This is a genomic window from Clostridium saccharoperbutylacetonicum N1-4(HMT) (genome assembly GCF_000340885.1).
GTDB classification, from domain to species: domain Bacteria; phylum Bacillota; class Clostridia; order Clostridiales; family Clostridiaceae; genus Clostridium; species Clostridium saccharoperbutylacetonicum.
Window position 1 is genome coordinate 3,160,612 of sequence record NC_020291.1, and the last position, 25,314, is coordinate 3,185,925.

At 29.4% G+C, this 25,314-nt stretch carries 20 protein-coding genes; 15 read left to right on the forward strand and 5 right to left on the reverse strand.

Annotated features, from left to right (window positions below; translation table 11 throughout):
* Positions 1 to 27 precede the first annotated feature (27 nt).
* The 4 genes from CSPA_RS14180 (at position 28) to CSPA_RS14190 (ending at position 7,978) form a co-directional block, all read left to right on the forward strand.
* A complete protein-coding gene (locus CSPA_RS14180; protein ID WP_015392994.1) occupies positions 28 to 2,682 on the forward strand; it encodes a family 78 glycoside hydrolase catalytic domain in 2,655 nt (884 codons plus the stop codon).
* 374 nt (positions 2,683 to 3,056) lie between these two features.
* Positions 3,057 to 3,443: a hypothetical protein gene (locus CSPA_RS30575; protein WP_015392995.1), complete on the forward strand. Its 387-nt coding sequence runs from the start codon at positions 3,057 to 3,059 to the stop codon at positions 3,441 to 3,443.
* Between the two features lie 209 nt (positions 3,444 to 3,652).
* Positions 3,653 to 6,442 carry a CE1 family esterase gene (locus tag CSPA_RS14185; RefSeq protein WP_015392996.1) on the forward strand — a complete coding sequence of 930 codons (2,790 nt, stop codon included), beginning with the start codon at positions 3,653 to 3,655 and terminating at the stop codon, positions 6,440 to 6,442.
* A gap of 117 nt (positions 6,443 to 6,559) precedes the next feature.
* Complete coding sequence (locus CSPA_RS14190; RefSeq protein ID WP_015392997.1) at positions 6,560 to 7,978, forward strand: glycoside hydrolase family 1 protein; 1,419 nt, start codon at positions 6,560 to 6,562, stop codon at positions 7,976 to 7,978.
* A gap of 280 nt (positions 7,979 to 8,258) precedes the next feature.
* On the opposite strand, the gene CSPA_RS14195 is transcribed toward CSPA_RS14190, so the two are convergent.
* Positions 8,259 to 9,140 carry a LysR family transcriptional regulator gene (locus tag CSPA_RS14195; RefSeq protein ID WP_015392998.1) on the reverse strand — a complete coding sequence of 294 codons (882 nt, stop codon included), beginning with the start codon at positions 9,138 to 9,140 and terminating at the stop codon, positions 8,259 to 8,261.
* 124 nt (positions 9,141 to 9,264) lie between these two features.
* Here CSPA_RS14195 and CSPA_RS14200 point away from each other — a divergent pair, with 124 nt between their 5' ends.
* The 4 genes from CSPA_RS14200 to CSPA_RS14215 all read left to right on the forward strand — a co-directional run bounded on the left by CSPA_RS14200 (position 9,265) and on the right by CSPA_RS14215 (position 15,485).
* Positions 9,265 to 9,495, forward strand: a complete 231-nt coding sequence (locus tag CSPA_RS14200) for a hypothetical protein (RefSeq protein ID WP_015392999.1) — start codon at positions 9,265 to 9,267, stop codon at positions 9,493 to 9,495.
* A 179-nt stretch (positions 9,496 to 9,674) separates the two neighbouring features.
* Positions 9,675 to 10,826, forward strand: coding sequence for an MFS transporter (locus tag CSPA_RS14205; RefSeq protein WP_015393000.1), 1,152 nt, complete (start codon positions 9,675 to 9,677; stop codon positions 10,824 to 10,826).
* Positions 10,827 to 11,308: 482 nt separating this feature from the next.
* Complete coding sequence (locus tag CSPA_RS14210; protein WP_015393001.1) at positions 11,309 to 13,069, forward strand: HD-GYP domain-containing protein; 1,761 nt, start codon at positions 11,309 to 11,311, stop codon at positions 13,067 to 13,069.
* A gap of 442 nt (positions 13,070 to 13,511) precedes the next feature.
* The gene (locus tag CSPA_RS14215) at positions 13,512 to 15,485 is read left to right on the forward strand and encodes a methyl-accepting chemotaxis protein (protein ID WP_015393002.1); all 1,974 of its coding nucleotides are present in this window, start codon (positions 13,512 to 13,514) and stop codon (positions 15,483 to 15,485) included.
* Positions 15,486 to 15,609: 124 nt separating this feature from the next.
* Here the strand turns inward: CSPA_RS14215 and CSPA_RS14220 are convergent, their stop codons facing one another.
* The 4 genes from CSPA_RS14220 to CSPA_RS14230 form a co-directional block, all read right to left on the reverse strand.
* Positions 15,610 to 16,320, reverse strand: coding sequence for a thioesterase II family protein (locus tag CSPA_RS14220; protein WP_015393003.1), 711 nt, complete (start codon positions 16,318 to 16,320; stop codon positions 15,610 to 15,612).
* Positions 16,321 to 16,383: 63 nt separating this feature from the next.
* Positions 16,384 to 17,079 carry a 4'-phosphopantetheinyl transferase family protein gene (locus tag CSPA_RS14225; RefSeq protein ID WP_241425115.1) on the reverse strand — a complete coding sequence of 232 codons (696 nt, stop codon included), beginning with the start codon at positions 17,077 to 17,079 and terminating at the stop codon, positions 16,384 to 16,386.
* Between the two features lie 125 nt (positions 17,080 to 17,204).
* The gene (locus CSPA_RS30170) at positions 17,205 to 17,345 is read right to left on the reverse strand and encodes a hypothetical protein (RefSeq protein ID WP_015393005.1); all 141 of its coding nucleotides are present in this window, start codon (positions 17,343 to 17,345) and stop codon (positions 17,205 to 17,207) included.
* 105 nt (positions 17,346 to 17,450) lie between these two features.
* Positions 17,451 to 18,752: a helix-turn-helix domain-containing protein gene (locus CSPA_RS14230; protein ID WP_015393006.1), complete on the reverse strand. Its 1,302-nt coding sequence runs from the start codon at positions 18,750 to 18,752 to the stop codon at positions 17,451 to 17,453.
* Positions 18,753 to 19,044: 292 nt separating this feature from the next.
* Here CSPA_RS14230 and CSPA_RS14235 point away from each other — a divergent pair, with 292 nt between their 5' ends.
* The 7 genes from CSPA_RS14235 (at position 19,045) to CSPA_RS14265 (ending at position 25,281) form a co-directional block, all read left to right on the forward strand.
* The gene (locus tag CSPA_RS14235; RefSeq protein ID WP_015393007.1) at positions 19,045 to 19,263 is read left to right on the forward strand and encodes an acyl carrier protein; all 219 of its coding nucleotides are present in this window, start codon (positions 19,045 to 19,047) and stop codon (positions 19,261 to 19,263) included.
* 76 nt (positions 19,264 to 19,339) lie between these two features.
* A complete protein-coding gene (fabK, locus tag CSPA_RS14240) occupies positions 19,340 to 20,275 on the forward strand; it encodes an enoyl-[acyl-carrier-protein] reductase FabK (protein WP_015393008.1) in 936 nt (311 codons plus the stop codon).
* Between the two features lie 64 nt (positions 20,276 to 20,339).
* The gene (gene fabF / locus CSPA_RS14245; RefSeq protein WP_015393009.1) at positions 20,340 to 21,575 is read left to right on the forward strand and encodes a beta-ketoacyl-ACP synthase II; all 1,236 of its coding nucleotides are present in this window, start codon (positions 20,340 to 20,342) and stop codon (positions 21,573 to 21,575) included.
* 103 nt (positions 21,576 to 21,678) lie between these two features.
* Positions 21,679 to 22,191 (forward strand): acetyl-CoA carboxylase biotin carboxyl carrier protein, encoded by a 513-nt coding sequence (gene accB, locus CSPA_RS14250; protein WP_015393010.1) that lies wholly within the window; start codon positions 21,679 to 21,681, stop codon positions 22,189 to 22,191.
* Positions 22,192 to 22,255: 64 nt separating this feature from the next.
* Positions 22,256 to 23,608: an acetyl-CoA carboxylase biotin carboxylase subunit gene (locus CSPA_RS14255; protein WP_015393011.1), complete on the forward strand. Its 1,353-nt coding sequence runs from the start codon at positions 22,256 to 22,258 to the stop codon at positions 23,606 to 23,608.
* Positions 23,601 to 24,470 (forward strand): acetyl-CoA carboxylase, carboxyltransferase subunit beta, encoded by an 870-nt coding sequence (gene accD / locus CSPA_RS14260; protein WP_015393012.1) that lies wholly within the window; start codon positions 23,601 to 23,603, stop codon positions 24,468 to 24,470. Before CSPA_RS14255 ends, accD begins: the two co-directional genes overlap by 8 nt.
* Entirely contained in the window at positions 24,463 to 25,281 is an 819-nt protein-coding gene (locus CSPA_RS14265) for an acetyl-CoA carboxylase carboxyltransferase subunit alpha (protein ID WP_015393013.1), read from the forward strand. The genes accD and CSPA_RS14265 overlap by 8 nt, the downstream gene beginning before the upstream one ends.
* Positions 25,282 to 25,314: the final 33 nt, after the last annotated feature.

Here is a 25,314-nt window from a genome sequence, read left to right on the forward strand (position 1 = left end):
CATTAGGATTAGGAGGAGTTATCGAATATGGAAATGAGCAATATTAAAATTAATAATGAGGATTTATGTATAAAAGTAGATTCCAATTCATTAATGATAAGTTGGATTACAGATGTAAAACAAACAGCTTATGAAATTATAATAGCAAAAGAAAATGTTAATATTTATGAAGGCAACAAAGTAAGCTCTGCTGATAATATAATTTATATAAAAGATTTACAATTAGAGCTAGAAACAGAATATATAGTTTTAATAAGATTATGGAGTGAATTTGATAATTGTATTAAAAGTACAAAATTCAGAACAGCAGTGTTTGGTGACTTTGTTGGTAAATGGATATCAAATGGTGAAAAATTAGAAAATGAAATCGACTATTATAAGGATAATAGAAATTGTTTAATTAGAAAGAAATTTGATGTCAATAGTGGAATAAAGGAAGCTTTTTTATATATTGTTGGATTAGGATATTATAATGTATATATAAATGGCACAAAAGTTGGAAAGGCTGAATTAAATACTGATTGGACGAATTATTCTAAATGTGTTTACTATGATGTGTATGAGGTCAGTAAATACTTAACTAAGGGCGATAATATAATTTCTGTAGAATTAGGAAATGGATGGTACAATCCAGCACCATTAACATTGTTTGGAAAGTATAATCTTAGAGATGTATTAGACATTGGAGAGCCAAAATTAATTGCTGACTTAAGAATAAGCACAAATTCCAATGAAAAGTTGATTATAGCAACAGATGAATCGTGGGAAACAGCTAAAGGGGAATATCTTTTTAATAATATATATTTAGGTGAAAGATTTGATGCAAGATTAGTTAACGAAACTTGGAAAGAAGTAAATTCTGTAGATATTACATGGGAAAATGCTGTATTAACAACAGCACCAGGTGGGAAATTAAATGCCAGCTTTATTGAAAAGAGTGAAAAAACTAAAAGTGTTGAGGTTAAAAGTGTGACAATAAATGAAAATAAAAATGTATTAATAGATTTTGGAGAAACAATAGAAGGATTTATTGATATTAGATTTAGTGGAGAAGCTGGGCAAGAAGTAGAATTAATTTATGGAGAAAACTTAAACCCAGATGGAACAGTAAATGTAATTTCAACTCTAGCAGGATTCGTTGGAAGATTTTTTGGGGATGATCAAGTACCAGGAGGACCTGGAACGCCTAAAATTGCAGATCAAAGAGATCTATGTATTTTAAATGATGGGACAACACATTATGTAAATAAATTTACCTATCATTCTTTTAGATACGTTGAAGTTAAAGGAACAAAAATAGAAAATATTAATGAAATTAAAGCTATATATGTAAATACAAAATTAAAAGAAGTTGGTTCATTTGAGTGTTCAAATGAATTATTTAATAAATTATATTATGTTGCAAGGGATACAAAATTAAATAATATACATTCACTTTTTGAAGATTGTGCAAGAGAGAGATTTGGATATGGTGGAGATTTAGTGTGTTTAGCAGCTTCTCAAATGTTTATGTTTGATACAGAAAATTTATATGAAAAAGTAATGAAGGATTTTAGGTACGACATAAGAGAAAATGGAGGAGTTCCAGAAACAGCACCTTATATGGGAATAAAAAGTAATGGTACAGGAGATGGAGCAGGCCCACTTGGATGGCAATTAGTATATACCTATATAATTAAAAAATCTTATGAATATTACGGCAATGCAAGGCTTGTAGAAAGTGAATATAAGTATGTAAAAAATCAAGTGGATTACTTAATCAGTCTTGGTCTTGAGTATTTATCAAAATGCTGTTTAGGTGACTGGGGAAGTGTTGATGGTGTTGAAGTTAACAACAGAAAACAATCTCCTGCACTTGAATTTACAGCAAGTTGTTTTTACTATTATCACATATATTTAGTATCTGAATTTGCTCAAATAACCGGTAATGAAGAAGATTATATTAAATATAGAACTAAAGCAGAAGAAGTAAAAGATACGATTATTAGTATATATAAAAATGATGATGGTACTTATGCAGATAAAAGCCAAACAAGTTATGCATTTGCTTTATTCTTTGATTTAGCGAATGAACCTGAAAAGCTTGCAAAAGAATTTGCAGATAAAATAAAAGATAAAAATTATTATGTGACTTGTGGTATTTTTGGAATGTTTATGACATATGAAGTTTTAAATAAATATAATCATCAAGATATTATTTATAAATGGATTAATAATAGAGGAGATAATACTTTTTATAGTATGCTTGAGAGAGGTCAAAGTACTTTAAGTGAGTATTTCATTTATGGAGAACCAGGTTCAGATAATCATGCAATGTATAGCTCATATATACAATGGTTCTATGAAGGCTTGGCAGGAATAAATATTTCTAAAAAAACATATGGTGCAAAGGATGTATTTATAAAACCATATTTTGAAAAAGAAATAGATTTTGTTAAGTGTAGGTATAAATCAATACAAGGTGATATTGTGAGTAATTGGAATAGAAATGAAAATATTATTTCCTTGCATATTGAAAAGCCTATTAATTTAGAGTCTTGTTTATTAGTTTTAGATAAAAAATATAAACAATCTCTTCAAGAATTCAAAATAGAAAAAGAAGATGAAAAATATGTTTATATAGATATATCGGCTTTTAATGAGGAAGTAAATGTGAAAATATACGAAAGCTATAATGCGTAATGAAAAAAGTGGCAAACAGTGGAATTTTTGAGTGAGAAAATAGTTAAGTAAAAAAAACAAGCAAATATAAGCTAAGGATGTTGTAAGATTTTATAACATCCCTATTCGAGTATAATAATATTTATAAAAGGAAGTGGTAGTATTCTATTTGTTAAGCAATGTAATTGGATCAGTAAATATGAACAAAAATATGTAAAAATGTATATGTCTTAATAAAGTGCCACAATTATGTGGCATTTTATTGAGTGCACAAATAATTTAATATATTTTATAATAAATGCATAAATGAAAAGGATTTCCTTTGCTGTAACAATCATCAAAGAAATTTCATTTATATAAAATATATTTTAAATAAATATACAGGGGGAAAGTATATGTTAAAAAGAGTTACAAAAGTTACAAGTTTATTAGTAGCTGCTGCATCAATTGTATCGATAGTTCCAGTTATGGCAGCAGATATTAAAAAATTTGATGCTAAGGAAGGCACTATCTATAATGCAATTGTAAAAGGCGGAGGAAAAGCCATAATTGATGGGGAAATAAATGGTGAAGATGAAGCAATTTATTATGTTGCAGGTGGAAAATATACTAAATTAGATAATGCAAGTCCTGGGGATGAAATAAATGATATTGTTGAAGATAAATATCTAAAAATGAACGACGGTGACTATTATATAGACTTGACTAATGGAGAAAAGACAGAAAAGTATATTGATCAAAATATAAAAGATGACAGAGCAGAGGCTTTGAGAAAAAAATAAAAAGCGATAATGATGGTAGATTTAAAGAATCAGAATATACAGGCAAAATTGTAGCAGCAGATTGTGTTATTGGAGGGGCTACAACTACTTGGAGCCAATATCAATATGAATTAAAAACACCGAGTTTAATAGGGCAAACAAAATCTAAAATTTATGCTGATCCTAATGGAAATTATGTTGATGCAGATTATAACGTAGGTAAGGTTAAGGTGTATATTACAACAGGTTCTAGTATTACTATTGAAAATACAGGAGATACTTATGATGCAAAGGCTGCAGATGGAAAAATCTATGAATATAGAGCTCAAATTAAAGCTGGATTTCAAGTACCACCACCTGGAGCACCACCATTCAACGATTCACCATATTGTGAAAATCCGGATGATTTTTATAGAATAGCAGAACTGTCAATATGGAGAAAAGAAAAAGTAGGTGGAGATGGTTTATTCCATAATATAACAGATTCGGTTGTTTTTGGTGCGACAAATAACCACCATCCTGCTGTACTTGGCAGTTCCGATGCTACGTATTATAGTACTGGAAATAGTGATGCTGCTAATGAAGCTGCTTCTAATGATTATGTAGAAGTAATGCAAAGTATTTCAAAAGCACAAGATTCAGGAGAAGTAGATGGAATAAAATATGCAAAGGATGTAAAATCTTATTTTGTTACAGATAAAGATGGGAATACAGAAAACATACTTGGTTTGGGTACTGATGGTTCTGGTTATGCTATGATGTCAGGTAATCCATATGGACTTCAAAGTGTTCTTATTGATGGAGCTAACAAAAAAGTATACGCACAAACTGTTAGCTTTAAAACAGAAAATGGTTATAGCTATATAGATTTAGGTGATAAAGACGATACTAGTTTCGATGATTTTCAAACAGGAGGTGGGCAACTTTTTGTTTTAGATGGAGGATACATAAAGAAATGGAATAACAAAGATGCCTTTGAGAAATTATATAAAGTGGATGGCGGTATGAATAAAATGTCTGTCGATAATCCTGGTGGCATAATTGTATGGAATCAAGATGATGAAATGTATTCTGTAATAGATATACCTCCAACAGCTCCAGCAGGAGATAAAACAGCAGTTGTTGTAAAAACAGGTTGGATAAAAAATGATGATGGAACTTGGTCATATTTCAAAGCAGATGGAACTAAAGCTACTGGGTGGCAAAATATTAGAAATAATTGGTACTATCTAAATGCTTCTGGCGTAATGCAAACAGGATGGATTAATGATAATGGAATTTGGTATTATTGTACAGGATCAGGAGAAATGCTTTCTAATACAACTATAGATGGGTATGCATTAGGCGCTAATGGAGCTTGGCAAGGTAATTCGTCAGATATTTCTGGAAAATTAAACTTAGTAAAAAGTGATAAAGTAGCAAATTATAATTACTATATTTATGATGCTGCTAAAGATAAATATCAATCAATAAGAAGTGATATTTTAACACCTAAATATTACATTTTTGCAGGCAATAAAACTAAGGCAGAAGCTAACGAGTTAATTGCAAAACTTGGATTATTAAAGAATGTTCAAGATTGGGCAGGACAAGTATATGTTGTAAATCCAATAGATGGTAAGACATATGGAAATGATGATAAAGAAGCCTTTATAGACTTAGTTGGAGGAGCAATCAGCAATGTAAAGATAATCGGAATTGATGATGGTGCAACATTTGCTAATAATTATCTTTCACAATCATGCTATTTTGTAGCAGGTATGATGCTATATGGTGGACAAATAAATGAAAATGTAGCCAAAACTGATGTAGTACCTGTATATTTAAGTAATAGTGGGAATACAGCAATTGATTATTATAAACAGTTAAATAATTCTACAGTAGAAAGTAAAAGTGATAAATATTCATTATATACTAATGCAGATAAACCATTGCAAGCTGTAGCAGTAGCATCAAACCAAGAAACCCTAGCAGAAGCTTTTAATAATGCATGGGACAGTGTTTTATCAAAAAATTATCGTCAACATAATAATACAGCAGAATTTTATAATCTTAGTGCAAGAAGTGCTACTAAAGATTATGAATTGATAAAAACGCCTATTTTTAAAGATTTAGGAATAACTTATAATCAAGAAATTAATCAAAGTGTGTCAGGTATGAATGGAAAATATACTTGGTTTGAATATGTACCTAACACTGTTACATCAAGTAAGGCTAAAAGTGTACCTTTAGTAATATCATTACATGGAAATCAAAATGACCCAAGAATCCAAGGCGATTCTACAGGATGGCCTGAATTAGCTGCAAAAGAAAACTTTATAGTAGTATCTCCTGAATGGCAATCAAAAGATTCTAATTACTTCAATGTTGATGGCTTAGGCGATGATGGAGTTATAAATTTAATTAAAGACTTACAAGTTAAATATCCTCAAATTGACCCATCTAGAATTTATGTAAATGGACTTTCGCTTGGTGGTGCAGAATCTTTCAAATTAGGGTTAAAGAATAGCAATATATTTGCAGGTGTAGCTATTACTTCTGGAGTTAATGTATTTGCAGATGAAGTTACAAAAATAGCAGATACTTATAAAGGTGGAGAAGTTCCATTATTATATATGTGTGGAGATCATGACTTCTTCCAAATGATTCCTGTAGATGGAAGCAGTAAATTTGGAACTCAATTCTTATTTGGTAAACAAGTATGGGATGAAGATAAAAATGTACATATCTTTAGTTCATTACAAGCTTATGAAAAAGTAAATGGATTACCAGTGAGTGAAATGAATATGAAAGCTAATGAATACTATGGTATTGCTCTAGATAATCAACGTTGGACTAAATTAGGTGATAAGGATATGTATGTAGGAACATTATCGAATAATAATGGAGTGGTTATGGAATTAGCAGCAGTTAAGGATTTAGCTCATTGGAATTACAAACCAGAAGCAGAATATCAATGGAATTTCCTTAAGAAATATAGTAGAAACACTGAAACAGGAAAACTTAATTTTAATAAGTAAAAATATAGAATAAACTTTAAGCATTAAAGGAGGTTAAATCCTCCTTTTGCTGTTGATGTGGGAAATACAAGTTTATTTTAGATAAAATTATATTAACTAATAAATGGAGGTAGAGTTATGTCAATTAAATTTCCAGAAGGGTTTTTGTGGGGCGGGGCCACTGCTGCAAATCAATTTGAAGGAGCATATAATGGAGATGGGAAAGGTTTATCAATTCAAGATATATTGCCAAAGGGATTGAGGGGGCCTATAACGGCTGAACCAACAGATGATAATATGAAGCTTATAGGAATTGATTTTTATCACAGATATAAAGAAGATATAAAACTATTTGCAGAAATGGGATTTAAGGTATTTAGATTATCAATTGCATGGTCAAGAATATTCCCAAATGGTGATGATAAAGAACCAAATGAAAAAGGTCTGCAATTTTATGATAACGTATTTGATGAATTAGCTAAGTATGGAATTGAGCCTTTAGTTACAATTTCACATTATGAAACACCATTAGCTCTTTCTAAAAATTATGATGGATGGGTTGATAGAAAGCTTATAGGATTCTTCGAAAATTATGTTAAAACAATATTCACAAGATATAAAGACAAGGTAAAATACTGGATTACATTTAATGAAATAAATTCAGCATTGCACTCACCTTATATGAGTGCAGGTGTATGGACTCCAAAAGAACAATTAAGTAAACAGGATTTATATCAAGCTATGCATCATGAATTAGTGGCAAGTGCACTTGCAGTTAAAATTGGTCACGAGATAAATCCAAAATTTAAAATTGGATGTATGATTCTTGGAGTACCTAATTATCCATTATCTTCAATGCCAAGTGATGTTATTAAAACAATGCAACAAGATAGAGAAAATCTTTTCTTTGCAGATATTCACGTAAGAGGAAAATATCCACGATATATGGATAAATTTTTTAAGGAAAATAACATAGAAGTAAAAATGGAACCAGAAGAGGAAGAAATACTAAAAAATACAGTAGACTTTGTTTCATTTAGTTATTATATGAGTTCATGCGCGACTTCAGATACTGATAAGAATAAAAAAGGAGAGGGAAATATAATTTCAGGAGTACCAAATCCATATTTAAAGGCATCTGAATGGGGATGGCAGATAGACCCAGAAGGATTAAGATATATTTTAAATCAGCTATATGACAGATATCAAAAACCACTATTTATAGTAGAAAATGGTCTAGGGGCTGTGGATGAATTAATAATAGATGAAAATGGAAATATGACTGTAAATGATGATTATAGAATAAACTATTTAAATGATCATTTAGTTCAAGTTGCAGACGCTATTGAAGATGGTGTTGAACTTATTGGATATACTACTTGGGGATGTATAGATTTAGTAAGTGCATCAACAGCTGAATTTAAGAAAAGATATGGTTTTATATATGTAGATAGAAATGATGATGGTAGTGGAACGTTAAAAAGATATAAGAAAAAAAGTTTTAATTGGTATAAAGAAGTCATTGCTGCGAATGGAGCAAATTTAAAAGAAAAATAAAGATTATTTTTATAAGAGATATTATCAATTCTATTAGGTTTCTGAACAATATCGTGAAATTACTAAGGAATATCTTTTAATGGCATGTTATTATGTATATCACAGGTATCAGCCTTTTTAGCTGTCTCGTAGTACCAATGCTTGTATTTTAATAAATGAAGTATTTTTTTAGGACTTATTTTAGTAAAATAAGTCCTTGTTTCGTTTGCTTCTTAATTTGTAAAATAATACTAATATACCAAGAATATTTTTAAATAAAATTTATGATTTACATTAGTTTTTATTTAATTATTTCTTCTTGTACTTTTTTTAGAAACGCTTCAGAAATTTTTGGGAAAACCTGATATTTTCTCCAAATAATCATGAGAGTGGTTTCTAAATTTGGTTCTAACGGACGAAAGCATAGAGTGCTTTGACCTGAAGTGTTAATTATTTTATCTAAACATAAGGCATAATAATCTCCTTCTTCAACCATTAATGAAGCATTAAAGATTAAATTATAGGTTCCAATTATATTTAATTTTCTTTGGTTTCCACTAATCCACCCTGCTATTTCATTCTTTACCATTCCTTGGCTGGAACACAGCAATGGGATTCCTCGTAAATCTTCTGGAGTGATTTTTTCTAATGAGGCAAGAGGGCTATCTTTTTTCATTAGTACACCCCATGTATCATGAAAAGGTAGTCTTAAATAATCGTAATGAGTTAAATCTATTGGTTCAATAACAATACCAAAATCTAGTAATCCAGCATCAATTTTTTCCGCAATCTCCTCCGCTTTTCCGCTAAATAAGTGGAACTTAACTAGAGGATGTTTCTTTTGCATGGAATCCATTGATTTAGCAATAATACGCATTCCTTCACTCTCGCCACAACCGATATAAAGATCTCCAATTAAAAGTTCTTCGTTAGCCATAACCTCAGATTCTGCCCGTTCTAATAAATGTATAATTTCTTCAGCACGTTTTCTTAAAAGTATCCCTTCATCTGTTAAAGTTATTCGACGTTTTCCTCTAATAAATAATACTTTTCCTAGTTGTGATTCTAAATCTTTCATTTGTCTTGATAATGTGGGTTGTGTTATATGCAAGTATTCTGCAGCACCAGAAATACTTTCTTCTCTTGCTATGGTTAAAAAATATTGCAAAGTTCTAAGCTCCATAAATTTCACCTCTATATTATTATAAAAATATTTACTATGCCTTTCAAGTATAATAAATCATGAATTATAAGTATTTGTGTTTTTTATCATGCTTATTTAGAATAATAAGTAAGGAGATGATGATATGAATGATCAAAAGTTAAGTGAAGATAATATATTAACTTACTTGGAATATTTAGGATGTGATCAAGAGACGATTAATTTATATTTGAAGTGTGAATATGCACATGATTTAAAGAGTCAAATTCAGATATTAAGAAAATATAGATGTATCCTTATTGAGAAAATTCATAAAGATCAAAGACAAATTGAAGACTTAGATTGTTACATATATTCATTAACAAAGAAAGAGTGATCCATATAGCAATGAAAGAAAATTTAGACATATTAGATTTCAAATTAACTCATAATAATTTGAAAAAATAGAAATATCAAATACCGAAAAATATTTATTTGGTCGGTATTAATCGAAGAAGACAAACTAATTACAGTATTATTTCATACTAGATTTACCTATTTTGAAAGGAGAACAATATGAAAAAAACAAGTATTACTTTATCAGTTTTTATCTTGATGAACTTTGTTATTACAATGACAGCATTTGTGTTTAATGGCATTTTAGATAAGGTTGCCATTTCCCTGAACATTTCGGTAGCTAATTCCGGTTTGTTGAATACCATGTATTCGTATGGTGCTGCATTTGGTGTTCCTATTACCTTGATCTTATTTAGGAAAATCGAACGCATCAAGATGTTGAAGATTATTTTATTTATTACGATACTGATGACATTGGCACTTGTCTTTGCACAAAACTTTGTACAATTACTAATAATTCGACTTGCTATGGGGATTTCCGCCAATAGCTATGGAGCATTGGCTATTTCAACGGTTTTATCGCTTTCTGCCAAAGGAAGACAAGGTCGTACTATGTCTTTTCTTATTATGGGATCCTCATTAGCACTTGTAATTGGTATTCCACTGACACGTCTTTTATCATCTCTACTTGATTGGCGCAGCATTTTCTGGATATTAAACATTATTATGATTTTGTCTCTCATTTACTTTCAAAGGTATCTACCTGAAGGTGATCATGAATCCACAAAACTAAATTTAAAAACTGAATTGAAATATTTTAAGGATGGAAAAACTTCATTGATCATCATATATTCTACAGCTATGTTTATTGGGTATGGCGCATTTTATAACTATGTTACGCCTTATTTACTGATTCTTTTTCCATCAATTGAAACTATGATGAGTATTATTTTGGTTATTCTAGGGATTGCTAGTTTCACAGGTAATTTGATTGGTGGTTATGTATCGGATCGCATAGGTTACGTTAAATCTTTGTTATTAGGAGCTGTACTTCAATTGGTATTTATGCTATTGATTTTTGTATCTCAACCAGTTAAGTGGTTATGTATATTTTTTGTAATACTTTGGTTAATGAGTACCTGGTTTACAGGACTGCAACTCAATACTGGAATTGCACAAGTTACACAAAATAAATCTAATTTCATGATTAGCATTAATAGTTCAGCGATTCAATTGGGTACTGCTATTGGTTCAAGTTTGGCTGCCATCAGGATTTCAATCAGTGGAATTCAAAGTATTATCTTTATTACTCTCTTAACAAGTTTGATAATTATTGTGATTCAATTGATTTCTATTAAAAAATATTCATAATATGCTCTTCAAACATATAAAGGTATTTGAAGTTACGAATAGGTTATCATAATTACAAATTTATAAGATTATTAAGGATAAATATTAGTAGGTATAAGGATAAGGTTTTTTCTATTGGTATAAAAAAGTTATAGAAAGTAATGGAGAAAATTTAGATCAAATAATATAGAGGTTGTCTAACAAAGAATAAAAGATACAGTATATTTTATATTGTAAATTTCAAAATAGGTATCTTAAAATTACAAGATAGTAGTTTTAAGGTACCTATTTTATTAACCAATAGATATGAATGAATTGGACTATTTTCATAATTATAAAAAATATAGCATATCATGTCATATTAAGTTATAATGTGATTATTATAATAACTACATCATTATAAAAACAGCCATTAATTTGATTGTTTTTCTTACAAACGGAAATACTCTTATAATTATATATGATCTAAAAAACAAATGTAAAAATTGAAAGGATGAACATAAATGATTGATGGTATAAAATATAAGAAAATATTAAAAGAGTTACCTTTTGGATATGCATTACATAAAATAATTTTAGATGCCAAAGGTGTTCCGGTTGATTATGAATACATAGAGGTTAATGAAGCCTTTGAAAAGTTTATTGGTTTAGAGAAGAAAGATATTATTGGTAAAAAAATAACGGAATTATTTCCTAGTATGGATAATAGTGATTTAGAGTTAATTAAAAGTTATGGGAATGTTGCTATAAATAATTTAGAAGTTGAATTTGAACAGTCTTCTAAAAAAATGAAAAAGTGGTATAAAGTTCAAGCATATTCGCCAAAGAAATATTATTTCATTGCTTATTATATTGATGTAGCTAATCAAATAAAGGAAAGAGAAGTTTTTAAAAGTATACTTGTATCAATTACTGAAGGAATAATAGCAACTGATTTGTTTGGACGAATTAAGATTATTAATGAGACAGCGGAGTTGATTACAGGTTTTAAGGAAAATGAATTGGCTGATGGAAATATATTTGAGATTATAGGAATATGTGATGGTACTGGAAAAGACATTTTTGATTTTATAAATAAAGGTGGAGTATTAAAGGAAAGAAAGAATATTATTAAATCAAAAACAGGAAGAGAAGTTCCAATAGAATATAGTATATCTCCAGTGAAAGATAGTAATGGGGATATATATGGAATTGTAATTAGTTTTAAAGACATAACTGAAAAAATTAGCAAAGATAAAGAACTTGATTATGTAACTTATCATGATAGTTTAACTGGAGCTTATAATAGAACCTTTTTCAATAATCAAATAGAGAATATAGATAAAATGGATAATTATCCATTATCTATTATAATGGGAGATGTAAATGGTTTAAAACTTACCAATGATGCGTTTGGACATCTTATGGGAGATAGATTACTTAAATCAGCAGCTGATATTATGAAAAGAATTTGTAGGAAAAGCGACCTTTTAGTAAGATGGGGTGGCGATGAATTTATTATTTTACTACCTAAAACTTCATATGAAGATGTTGCCCAAATAAGTGAAAGAATAAAGGAAGAATGTCTAAAGGAAAACATAGAATTATTAAATATATCAATTTCTTTAGGCTATGATACAAAAAAAGACAAAGATGAAGACATAATGAAGATAGTTACTAATGCTGAGGAAATGATGTATAAAGTAAAAATGCTTGAAAGTAAAAGTACTAAAAGCAGGACGCTGAAATTAATAATTAATACTCTACATGAAAAAAGTGAAGAGGATGGATTGCATTCAAAGAATACAAGAAAAATTTGTAGGTTAATAGGGGAAGCTATTGGAATGACAAAAGAAAAAATTTCAGAACTTGAAATTTTAGGGGAAATTCATGATATAGGAAAAGTAGCTATATCAAAAGATATTTTAAATAAACCTGGAAAGTTAAATGAAGCAGAATGGGAAGAAATGAAGAAGCATCCACAAATAGGATATCATATAGTTTCTTCTTCAAGTGATATAGCATTTTTAGCTGAAAGTGTTCTTGCACACCATGAAAGATATGATGGTACTGGTTATCCTAAAGGTCTTAAAAGTGATGAAATACCATTAATGGCAAGAATTTTAAGCATAGCAGATGCTTATGAAACAGAAGTAAACAATAGAAAATACAGAGAAAAATTAAAAAAAGAAGAGGCAATTGCAGAATTATTAAAAAATTCAGGAAGTCATTTTGATCCTAAATTAGTTAGGATATTTATCGATAAAGTTATAGATAAACTATAAGTTTGTTCTCAATTGTTGGAATAATTCTTGTGATTTAGAATGAAAAACCGCAAATTTGCGGTTTTTTCTTTGGTAAAAAGTATTAGATTAAGTATTTACTAATTATTACACATTTTGCATCAAGAGTTCAAAAAATACAAAAAATAACTATAATATACATAGACTGTATTCTAATATGGGTATTTTTATGATATATTTTATATATAAATATATTTTTTTGTATTTAAGTGTCTGAAAATTTTTAAAATTAAAATTATTTATTTATGAGAGGTGAGAAAAGTGGTTAAATTATTAAATAATACTAAATTAGGGTATAAATTAATTACAATTTTACTTATTCCCGTGTTTGCATTAACTGCAGTTAGGCCAATAACATATTAGGCCTATTATTTTTATTAAATATGATTTTACAGAAATTAAAAATACGGGGAGATGAATTTTTTTGATAAAGGAATTAAAATTAGGAACAAAAATAATTTCATTACTTATAGTACTTGTTGTTGTATCTACAGTGACAATAGGAATAATTTCAACAAATTCACAAGTTTCTATTATCACTAATAATCTAACATATACAACAAAAGAATTATCAGCAGGATTAAGTGAGAAAATTAACGCGTTTTTAAATGAACATACTTCAGTCTTGGAATCTGCAGCAGTAACAAATGACATAAAATTATACAATAATGAAGATCAAACAAAGCTTCTTGCTCAAATAAATAAAAAACATTCAGATTTTGTACTTATCTTTGTAACTAATGCTTCAGGGAAGCAAATAGCAAGATCAGATGGAAAAACTCAATTTGATGATTTGTCAGATAGAGATTACATAAAAACAGCATTATCAAGTAAAAAAACAGTAGTTAGTGATGTTATAATCTCGAAAACAACAGGAAAACCTGCAGCAGTTATAGCTGTACCAATATTTAATGAAAATAACCAGCTTCAAGGTGTTCTAGGTGGGACTTTGGATTTAGCTGTAATAGATGAAATGAGAAACAAAATTAAAATTGGAGAAACTGGATACGCGTTTGTAACTGATAAGCAAGGTCAAATATTAGTGCATCCCGATCAAAAAATGAAAGAAGAGAGAACTAATGTTTCAGATATGGAAGTTGTAAAGAGAGCTTTAAGTGGTGAAGCTGGAGCAATTTCTTATGAATATGGAGGTGAAGAAGTATTCGGAAGTTATACTGCTGTTCCAATTACTGGGTGGGCAGTTGTAGTAAGACAAACTCAAGATGATGCATTTTCTACAATTAATAATATTAAAATTAAAATGATAGGTATAGGAGTAGTTATTTTAGCAATTACAATTATAGTTGGAATTATCTTATCTAAAAGTATGGTTAAACCATTGCTAATATTGACGCAAGCAGCAAAACAATTATCTCAAGGGAATTTAAAGTATGATTTTCATACAAATATAGGTGGAGAAATTGGTGAATTATCGAAAGCATTTATAGATATGAGAGAAAATTTAATAATATTAGTTAAGCAAATATCTTTAGCAGCAGATAATGTAACAGTTTCATCTAAAGATGTATTGGATTCATCGAAGCAAGCTGAAATGGTCGCTGGCCAAATTGCTGATACAACAACACAATTAGCAATGGGAGGAGATGAACAAGCAAGAAGCGTTCAAAATACATTAGGTGCAATTAACAAAATTGTTGAATCTATTGATGAAATTGCAGAAAGCAGTAAAAATTCTTTTGAATCATCAGTTAAAGCAGAAGATTTAGTTAAAACTGGAAGCGGAATTGTTGAGACACAAAATTTGAAGATGAAGGATAGCACCAATGCAGTTGAGGAAGTAGCTAAAGTAGTTTTTGTATTAAATGATAAGACTGTTCAAATTGGACAAATTATACAAGTAATTGAAAGTGTTGCAGAGCAAACAAATTTATTGGCATTAAATGCGGCTATTGAAGCTGCAAGAGCAGGAGAACAGGGAAAAGGGTTTGCAGTTGTAGCAGATCAAGTTAGGAAACTTGCAGAAGAATCTCAAGCATCAATTGGAAAAATTCAAGCAATTATAAAAGATATTCAAAATACAACGAATACAGCAGTTGATAGTGTTAAAAATGCAACTGAAATTATTAATAGCCAAAATCAATCAGTAGAAAATACTTCAATAATATTTAATGATATTTTGAAAAATGTTAACCTAATAGCAAAAGAGATTAGGGAGGTTTCTAATTTTACGGATGGAGTGAAAGATGCAGGTGAAAATATTCAGCAAGATATGGAAAGAATTTTAGCTGTTTCAGAAGAAACAGCAGCAAGTACACAGGAAGTAACTGCGTCTACAGAAGAGCAGGCAACTTATAGTGAAAATATTGTAAATGAAGTTGAAAAATTAAGTATATTGGCTGCTGAGCTAAAGAAATGTATAAGTACATTTCAAGTATAGTCACATTAATAATAAGTATAGAGATATAAATGATGATGGAACTCACTTTTGTGGGTTCCTTTGTTTATAGCATTTTATGTTGCTTTTAAAATAGTTTTTTTAAAAGTGAATATATAAATAATAATTAATATTTAAAAGAAAGAGTATTGTTAATTAAAGTTGTAATATCTGAAGTGTGGTCTTTTAAGAAAAAATGTCCTCCAGAAAATTTTAAAAAATTACATTGTTTTTTTGTATGATATGTCCATTCTTCAATTTTACTAGCTGTTAAAAAATCATCTTGACCATATAAAATAGAGAAATTGCAAGGTAAAAGTTTGTCTTTTTTACAATAAATATAATTCTCTACAGCTTTGAAATCTGTTTTTAATATTGGAAGGAAAAGTTTTGACCATTCTTCATTTTTTAGAGCTTCTATTGGAGTTCCTCCTAATTGTAATATTTTTTGCTTAAATTCAAGATCGTTTAAATTATTGATTGGGTTAAAGCTATTTTCTATATGAGGTGCTAGTTTGCCTGAAAAGAAAACATGTGTAGGTGAATTGAAATTTTCAGATATTAATTTATAGCTAAGTTCATAAGCAATAAGAGCGCCCATACTATGTCCAAATAATGAATATTCATCTCCTTTATCTAAATTTTTTTCTATAATAAGAAATACATCTTCTAAAATATCATTTATGTTTTCTAATAAAGGTTTGTTAAATCGATTTCCTCTACCAGCATATTCTATAGGAATTAATTTAATTGAAGGATATAAAAATTTTCTCCATTTTTCATATATAACTGAGGAACCGCCAGCATAAGGGAAACAAAAAAGTTTGATTTCTTTCATAGTTATATTTTTCCTTTCACTAATACTAAATGTTCAGATATTGAGTGCAATCTAATACCTATTTTAAGTTTTTATTTGTTCAAGTAGATTTAAAGAGTATAAATTTTTTAATATAATTTCTCTTGGAAAGGAATCCTGTATTGTACAAACAGAAAGTTTGTAATTTTTATCAATATCAAATTGTTTAAAGAAGCAATTTGTAAAATCATTTTTTGTCTGAAGTATAAATTTATTTTTATGAATTTCAATTGAAAAGGAACGCAAATCTAGATTTAACCCCATACCATAGGCTTTAATATAGCTTTCTTTTAAGGTCCATAAATCATAAAAATGCTCTATTCTTTTTAGAGGAGCAATTTTAATAAGGTTAAAATACTCTTTTTCTGAAAAAAAATGTTTTGCAATATCTAAATCAAATCTATCAACCTTCTCTATATCAATGCCTATTTCGCAATCATTAATAGCACATACAACCCAGTCGCCAGAATGTGAAATATTAAAAAAGATATGAGGATCATTTATTAAATAAGGTTTACCATATGCGTTGTAGTTAAATTTTATATTTCGAATTTGAAAATCACAAAGTAGAGCTTCCCTAATTAAGATATCTCCAATTAACGACCTGTCCGCATCTTCTTTTTTTATGAATTTATTAATTTTTTTTTGTTTTTCTTCAGATAAAAAAGATAATAAATTATTAAATAATGGTTGTGGAATGTTTTGAGTTATTTTTAATGCATATAGTTTCATTATTAACATAAATCCTTCCAAATAACAGAAATGTAAAAATGAACTAAGGATTTATGTCAAGTATATTGGCATAAATCCTTAGTTATAATTGACTTGAAAATTATTTGAATATGTATTAACAAATTTAAATAATTTTAGCCCCATGGAGCACTTTCGTCTAAATGCACCTTTGCTGGGTTTGAATTATTAGTTTTTGCAGTAGTAGCATTTAAGACTAGAGTTAGCGCAAAGCAAGATAAAAATAGAGATACGCCTTTTATTAATTTCTTTTTCATATTATCACCTCAATTGCATTATACTACAAAATATTTTTAAAATGCAACAATTATAATTTAAATTTTGTGGCATTAACTAAAATTTAACATTTAAAATCTAAATTATTATGAAATATAGTTTGTAAGTGGTGTATTTTTATTTAATTCTAATGTCATTAATATATATTTTTTGGCTTCATCAATGTTATTTTCTTCTAAATATATAATGGATAGCTTATTATAAATTATAGTTAATTCTTTATGTTTATTAAGTTTGTTAAGGATCTTAATAAGATTAAAGTATAGTTCTTTTAATTTTGAAGTGCTATGCAGAATTTCATATATACGTGCAAGTTCAGAAATTCCTTTTAATATATATTCATAATCAATATAAATTTCAGCTAGCCTTAGTCCAGATTCTATTAATTCTATTGCATCATTTAAAAGACCTTGCTTAATAAAAACTCCTGATTTTTCAATGATTGTATGAGATAAATTTGTCGTATTAGTTTTTAATTTAAATTCTTCGGCCATATTAAAATATTTTAGACTATTAGTAAGATCATCCTTGTTTAAATACGCTAATCCTAGATTGTTATAAATGTATCCTAGTGGAGGAATATCAGATGTAATTTCATTTAATAAAGACTGATATGTAGTTATTGCAATATCATAATTAAACATAGCCTCATAGCAGTTCGCTTTAAGGATGATAGCGTTAACATAGTCAATAAATTCATTTTCCTTGTTAATTAAAGTCAGGTAAAGATTAATATATTTTAAAGCTTCTTCAGTTTTTTTTAATTCCATATAGCATTTTGAGCCGTTGTATAACGATCTTTTTTCTATTGTTTTATCCTTATACATTTTTGCATATTCGTTTGATAAATGAAAAAATGATAATGCTTGTGCATAACTTAATAACATAGCATTGCAAAGTCCAACTTTTAAATATAGATGAGCTATTTTTTCATTTTGATTTATATTTTTTAAAATGTCTATTGAACAATTATAATAAAAAAAAGCATTATAGTAATCTTTTTCACTATAATAATAATCTCCTGATTTCTCATTACAAATAGCTTTTATACTTGTTAAATTAAATTTATCAGCTATTTCTAGAAGTTGATTTATTTCTGTAACATTATTAATTTCTTCAATTTTTTTAAAACAATATAATTCAGCATCTTCTGCTGGAGATCGTAGTAAGAATTCAGAGCTTATGTCTAAGGAAATATCAAGTTCCTCAGCTCTTTTTTTAAATTTTTCAACTAGAGTTGAAGCAACTTTGCTGTTCAAATCTCTTTTCCCTATCTCAATCATACTAATTAGTCCTCTAGTAATGTTATCATCAGTTAAATCTTCTTGCCTCATCTTTAAATACTTTCTTGTTGATTTAAGTTTTTGACCATTAGTTAAGAATTTCATTTTAACCACCTTAATTTGAATTTTGTACTAGTTATTATAAATGATTATAACACTAATTAACAAGAAATTAAAAAAACTTTTATTTTCAAAAAATATATTATGCTAAAAAAACATAATGCAACAAAAATAATAAATATTTGTTGCATTATGTTTTTTGTTATTATATAATCCAATTAAAACATAAATTTTTAAAATTTGTATAAATTTCATGTTAAATTATGGGTTTATTTCTATTTATATTATTTCATAAATAGAGTTGAATTATTAAATTAAAAAAATGGAGGAATTGACTATGTTATTTGAAGAAATTAGGGGAATGATTTGTGAACAATTAGGGATTGAAGAGAAAGAGGTGAGATTAGAAACAACTTTTGAAGAATTAGGTGCTGATTCATTAGACTTATTTCAAATAATAACTGATCTTGAAGAAAAGTATGAAATTCAAATAGAAGATGTGGAAGGATTGAAAACAATCAAAGATGTTATAGAGTATGTAGAAAAAAGTAAATAATACTAGATTCAATTTTGTCTGTAGTTCGGATGGCGATCATACTAATAAAATTTACATAGTTTTAGGAGGGTTTATAATGGAAAACAATAGAGTTTGCGACCTATTAGAAATTGAATATCCTATATTTCAGGGGGCTATGGCGAGAATTGCAGATGCTTCTTTAGTTTCAGCAGTAAGTGAAGCAGGAGGACTAGGAATAATAACAGGAGCAGCACCAACTGAATGGGTAAGAGAACAAATACAAAAAACTAAGAAATTAACAAATAAACCTTTTGGCGTAAACATAATGCTAATGACAGAAAATGCCGATGAAATAGCAGATCTAGTTTGTGAAGAAAAAGTGCCAGTAGTAACAACTGGAGCTGGAAGTCCAGGGAAGTATATGGAGAAGTGGAAAGCTCATGGCATAAAGGTTATACCAGTAGTTGCTTCAGTAGCACTAGCTAAGAGAATGGAAAAAGCGGGAGCTAATGCAATTATAGCTGAAGGAACTGAATCAGGAGGGCATGTAGGTCAATTAACAACCATGGCCCTAGTTCCTCAAGTTGTTGATTCTGTTAATATACCTGTTATAGCAGCAGGTGGTATAGGAGATGGTAGAGGGGTTGCAGCTTCATTTATGCTTGGAGCAGAAGCAATTCAAATTGGAACAAGATTTTTAGTAGCCAAAGAATGCACAATACATCAAAATTACAAGAACAAAGTATTAAGTGCTAAGGATATAGACACAGAAGTAACAGGAAGACCAACTGGTCATCCTGTTAGAGTTCTTAGAAATAAGCTTACAAGGAATTTTCTTAAGTTAGAGAAAGAAGGAGCATCAATTGAAGAATTGGAAAAACTTGGTGTGGGCGCGCTGAAAAAAGCTGTTGTTGATGGAGATATTGATAATGGATCACTTATGTCTGGTCAAATAGCTGGGCTTATTAATAGAGAACAAACTTGTAAAGAAATGATTATAGAACTATTTGATGAAGCAAAAGTTTTGTTCACGCAATTTGGATATAGATAAGGGCAGGAATATAGTAGTATAAGTTGATGTCGAAGTGTCAATATAATGGAGGAAAACTTTAAATATGAAAAGAAGAGTTGTTATTACTGGAATGGGTGCTTTAACTCCAATTGGTAATAATGTTGATACCTTTTGGAATAGTACAAAAGAAGGAATGTTGGGGATAGATTTCATTACTGCAATAGATAAAGAATTGATGGATGTAAAAATTGCGGGAGAAGTAAAGAATTTTAACCCTGAAATTATATTTGGAAAAAAGGAAGTAAAAAGGTTAGATAGGTTTGTTCAGTTTGCTTTAGCCGCATCTGACGAAGCTATAAAAGACTCTGGGATAGATTTAAATAAAATAAATACAGAGAGATTTGGAGTGATGTTAGGGTCTGGTGTTGGAGGTTATGAAACTACTGAACAAGGAGTCACTCAGCTTTATACGAGTGCAACAAACAAATTAACTCCATTTTTTATACCAATGTCAATAATAAACTTAGGAGCAGGAAATGTAGCTATAAAATATGGTTTAAAAGGACCATGTACATCAGCTGTAACTGCATGTGCAACTGGAACAAATAATATTGGAGATGCATTTAGATCAATAAAGCATGGCTATGCAGATATAATGCTTTCAGGTGGTACTGAAGCGGCAATAACCAGACTTGGCATTTCTGGATTTAATAGCATGAGAGCCTTGAATACTAGTAATGATCCAGCAAACGCATCTATTCCTTTTGATAAAAATAGAAGTGGATTTGTAATGGGAGAAGGAGCTGGAGTCGTAATCCTTGAAGCCTTAGAACATGCAATAATGAGAGGGGCTAATATTATTGCTGAAATTGTAGGTTATGGTTCAACTTGTGATGCATATCATATTACTTGCCCAGACACAGAAGGAAATGGTGCTTCCAGAGCCATGAAGTGTGCTATAGAAGAGGCTGGAATAAAATTAGAAGAAGTTTCATATATAAATGCTCATGGTACTTCAACAGAACTAAATGATAAATTTGAAACCATAGCTATTAAAAAAACTTTTGGACAAGGCGCTTATAAAATACCAGTATCTTCAACAAAATCTATGACAGGACATCTTTTAGGAGCAGCAGGTGCAATTGAAACAATAATATGTGCAAAAGCACTTCAAGATGGTTTTATACCACCAACAATTGGATATAAAACAAAAGATGAAGAGTTAGATTTAGATTATGTGCCTAACAAAGGAAGAAAGCAAGATTTGGAATATGCAATGACTAATTCCTTAGGCTTTGGCGGTCATAATGCAACATTATTATTAAAAAAATGGAAATAACACTAGATACGAAGTAAGAAGTTAGGATAAAAGTTAAGAATATATCTAAAATTACTCAAAACTCTTAACTCCTAACTAATAACTGATTAATTTGGAGGTTTTTATGGATTTTGAGAAGGTTGAACAGTTAATTAAATTGGTAGATGTTTCAAGCTTGGCTTTTTTTGAGATTAAAAATGGAAATGAACATATAAGAATGGATAAATCATTAAATAGAAGTATTTCCAATAATGCTACTAAATTTGGTAGTTGTAATAGTATTGCTGACATGCCAGTAATTAAAGAAACAATTGAAAAAGAAAAAGTTGAAACTCAGATAGTTGAAGTGAATGAATTAGAAAAGTCTGAAAAGGAAACTATGATAGAAGATAAAAATTTAAAGGTTATAACTTCACCTATGGTTGGAACCTTTTATTCTTCAGCTTCTCCAGAAAGCGAAGCATTTGTAACAGAAGGTGACACAATAAATAAAGGAAAGATTATTTGTATTATTGAAGCTATGAAACTTATGAATGAAATAGAAAGTGATGTTAATGGTGTAGTTATTGAATGTTTAGCTAAAAGTAACCAAATGGTAGAATATGGGCAACCACTTTTTAAAGTCAAGGGGGAATAAGATATGCTTAATATTAATCAATTGAAAGATAGTATTTTGCATTGAAGTAGGATAGGTGAGAGTAATGTTAAAGAAGGTACTAATTGCCAATAGAGGCGAAATTGCAGTTAGAATAATTAGAGCTTGCAGAGAAATGGGAATAAGTACAGTTGCAGTTTATTCAGAAGCAGATAAAGAAGCTCTACATACTCAATTAGCTGATGAAGCTGTGTGTATTGGTCCTGCAATGCCTAAAGATAGCTATTTAAATATAACAAATATTTTAAGCGCATGTGTTTTAACAGGAGCTGATGCTATACATCCAGGCTTTGGATTTTTATCTGAGAATCCAAAATTTGCAAAGATGTGTAGACAATGTAACATAAAATTTATTGGGCCTGATTATGAAACAATAGAAATGATGGGAAACAAAGCAGAAGCTAGAAAGATAATGAAAATATCAGGAGTTCCTGTTGTTCCTGGATATGAGGGCGAAATAAGAGATGAAAATCATGCCTTAGAAATAGCAAAAGAAATTGGATATCCAATAATGATAAAAGCATCAGCTGGTGGTGGTGGAAAAGGAATAAGAATTGCTCATAATGATGAAGAATTTTTATTAGGCTTTAAAACTGCTAAAGCAGAAGCAAAGGCTTGTTTTGGGGATGATTCTTTATATATAGAAAAATTTGTTCAAAAACCAAAGCATATTGAATTTCAAATATTAGCAGATGAACATGGAAATGTAATTCATTTATGTGAAAGAGAATGTTCTATGCAAAGAAAAAATCAAAAGGTTTTAGAAGAAGCTCCATCTAATGTACTTACGCCGGAATTAAGAGAAAAGATGGGTGAAATTGCAAAAAAGGCAGCTCTTGCAGTAGATTATAAAAATGCAGGAACTATAGAATTCTTATTTGATAAAGATAATAATTTTTATTTTATGGAAATGAACACAAGAATACAAGTAGAACATCCAATTACAGAAATGATTACAGGTATTGATTTAGTTAAGCAACAACTAAAGATAGCAGCAGGAGAAAAACTTGAATTTACTCAAGATGATATAAAAATAAAAGGGCATGCAATAGAATGCAGAGTCAATGCAGAAGATCCAGAACATGACTTTAGACCTTGTCCAGGAAAAATAGAAGAGCTTTGCATTCCAGGGGGGATGGGAGTAAGGATTGATTCAGCAATATATTGTGGGTATAAAATACCACATTGTTATGATTCAATGGTAGCTAAGCTTATTACTTTTGGAAATCATAGGAATGAAGCAATTGTGAAAATGAATAGAGCTTTGATAGAATTTGCAGTTGGTGGAGTTAAGACTAATATTGATTTTCAGTTATCTATACTTGAAACAAAAGAATTTCTAGAAGGGGATTACGATACTTCATTTTTAGCAGAAAAGATGGTGAATAAGAATGCTTAAGGACTTATTCAAAAAGAAGAAATATGGTGTAGTTAAACATTTAATAGTAAAAAAGAACCATTCCGATAATAAGCCTAATATTCCATCGGGAATGTGGAAAAAATGTGATAAGTGTAATTCTATGATTTATATTGAAGATTTAGAAAAGTCTAAATATGTTTGTCCTAATTGTGACTATCATTTTAGGTTAAATTCTGAAGATAGAATAAAAATATTTTTTGATAAACATACTTTTATAGAATTATTTAAAAACTTAAGAACTACAAATCCGTTAAACTTTAAAGATTATGAAGAAAAACTAAAGGGTAGAAAAACAAATAGTACAGAAGCTGTTGTTACTGGAACTGGAAAAGTATATGGAATTGAAGTAGCAGGTGCAGTTATGGATAGTTTCTTTATGATGGGAAGTATGGGAACGGTGGTTGGAGAAAAGATTACAAGACTAGTAGAATATGCGACAGAAAATAAACTGCCATTAATAATTTTTACAACCTCAGGTGGAGCTAGAATGCAGGAAGGTATCTTTTCATTAATGCAAATGGCAAAGATAAGTGCAGCTATTGCAAAGCATGATGAAGCTGGATTTTTATATATAACCATACTTACAGATCCGACAACTGGGGGGGTAACAGCAAGCTTTGCTATGGAGGGAGATATTATCCTAAGTGAACCGAATGCACTTGTTGGCTTTGCAGGAAGAAGAGTAATTGAAAATACAATTAAAGAAAGTCTTCCAGATGATTTTCAAAAAGCAGAATTTTTAATTAAAAAAGGCTTTATAGATGGAATTGTACCGAGAAGAAATATGAGGGAATTAATACATAAAATTCTTGTTTTACATGAGGTGAGAAACTATGAATAAGGATTTGATAAAGATAAATGTAACACCATGGGAAAGTGTTGAAATAGCAAGACATAAAGATAGACCAACTGGAAAATATTATATTGAAACAATATTTAAAGACTTTATTGAGTTTCATGGTGATAGAACTTATGGAGATGATAAAGCTATAATTGGAGGTATTGCATCGCTTAATGACATAAGTGTTACAGTAATAGCAATTACAAAGGGATCTAACACAGTTGAAAATATAGAAAGAAATTTTGGAATGCCAAATCCTGAAGGATATAGGAAAGCATTAAGGCTTATGAAGCAGGCTGAAAAGTTTAAAAGACCTGTAATATGTTTTATAGATACTCCAGGGGCTTTTCCAGGAATTGGTGCTGAAGAAAGAGGCCAAGGACAAGCTATTGCAAACAATCTTTTTGAACTTAGCAGACTAAAAACACCTATAATATCTATTTTAACAGGCGAAGGCGGAAGTGGTGGAGCTTTAGCACTTGCAGTTGCTGATAAGATTTTTATGTTGGAACATTCTATATATTCAATTCTTTCCCCAGAAGGTTTTGCATCAATATTATGGAAAGATTCAAGTAGAGCAAAAGAAGCAGCAGCTGTTATGAAGATAACAGCTAAAGATTTAAAAGATTTTAATATAATTGATGACATTATTAGAGAACCTAGAGGTGGAGCACATAAAACTCCTAGTAAAACAGCAAAAAATATTAAAGAAGTAATTGAAAATGCATTTGAAGAATTAAAGAATAGAGAGATTAACCTTTTATTAGAAGATAGATATAAAAAGTTCAGGCGAATGGGAGACTTTTATTAAGCTAGAATAAATAATAAAGGGCTGAGCTTAGTT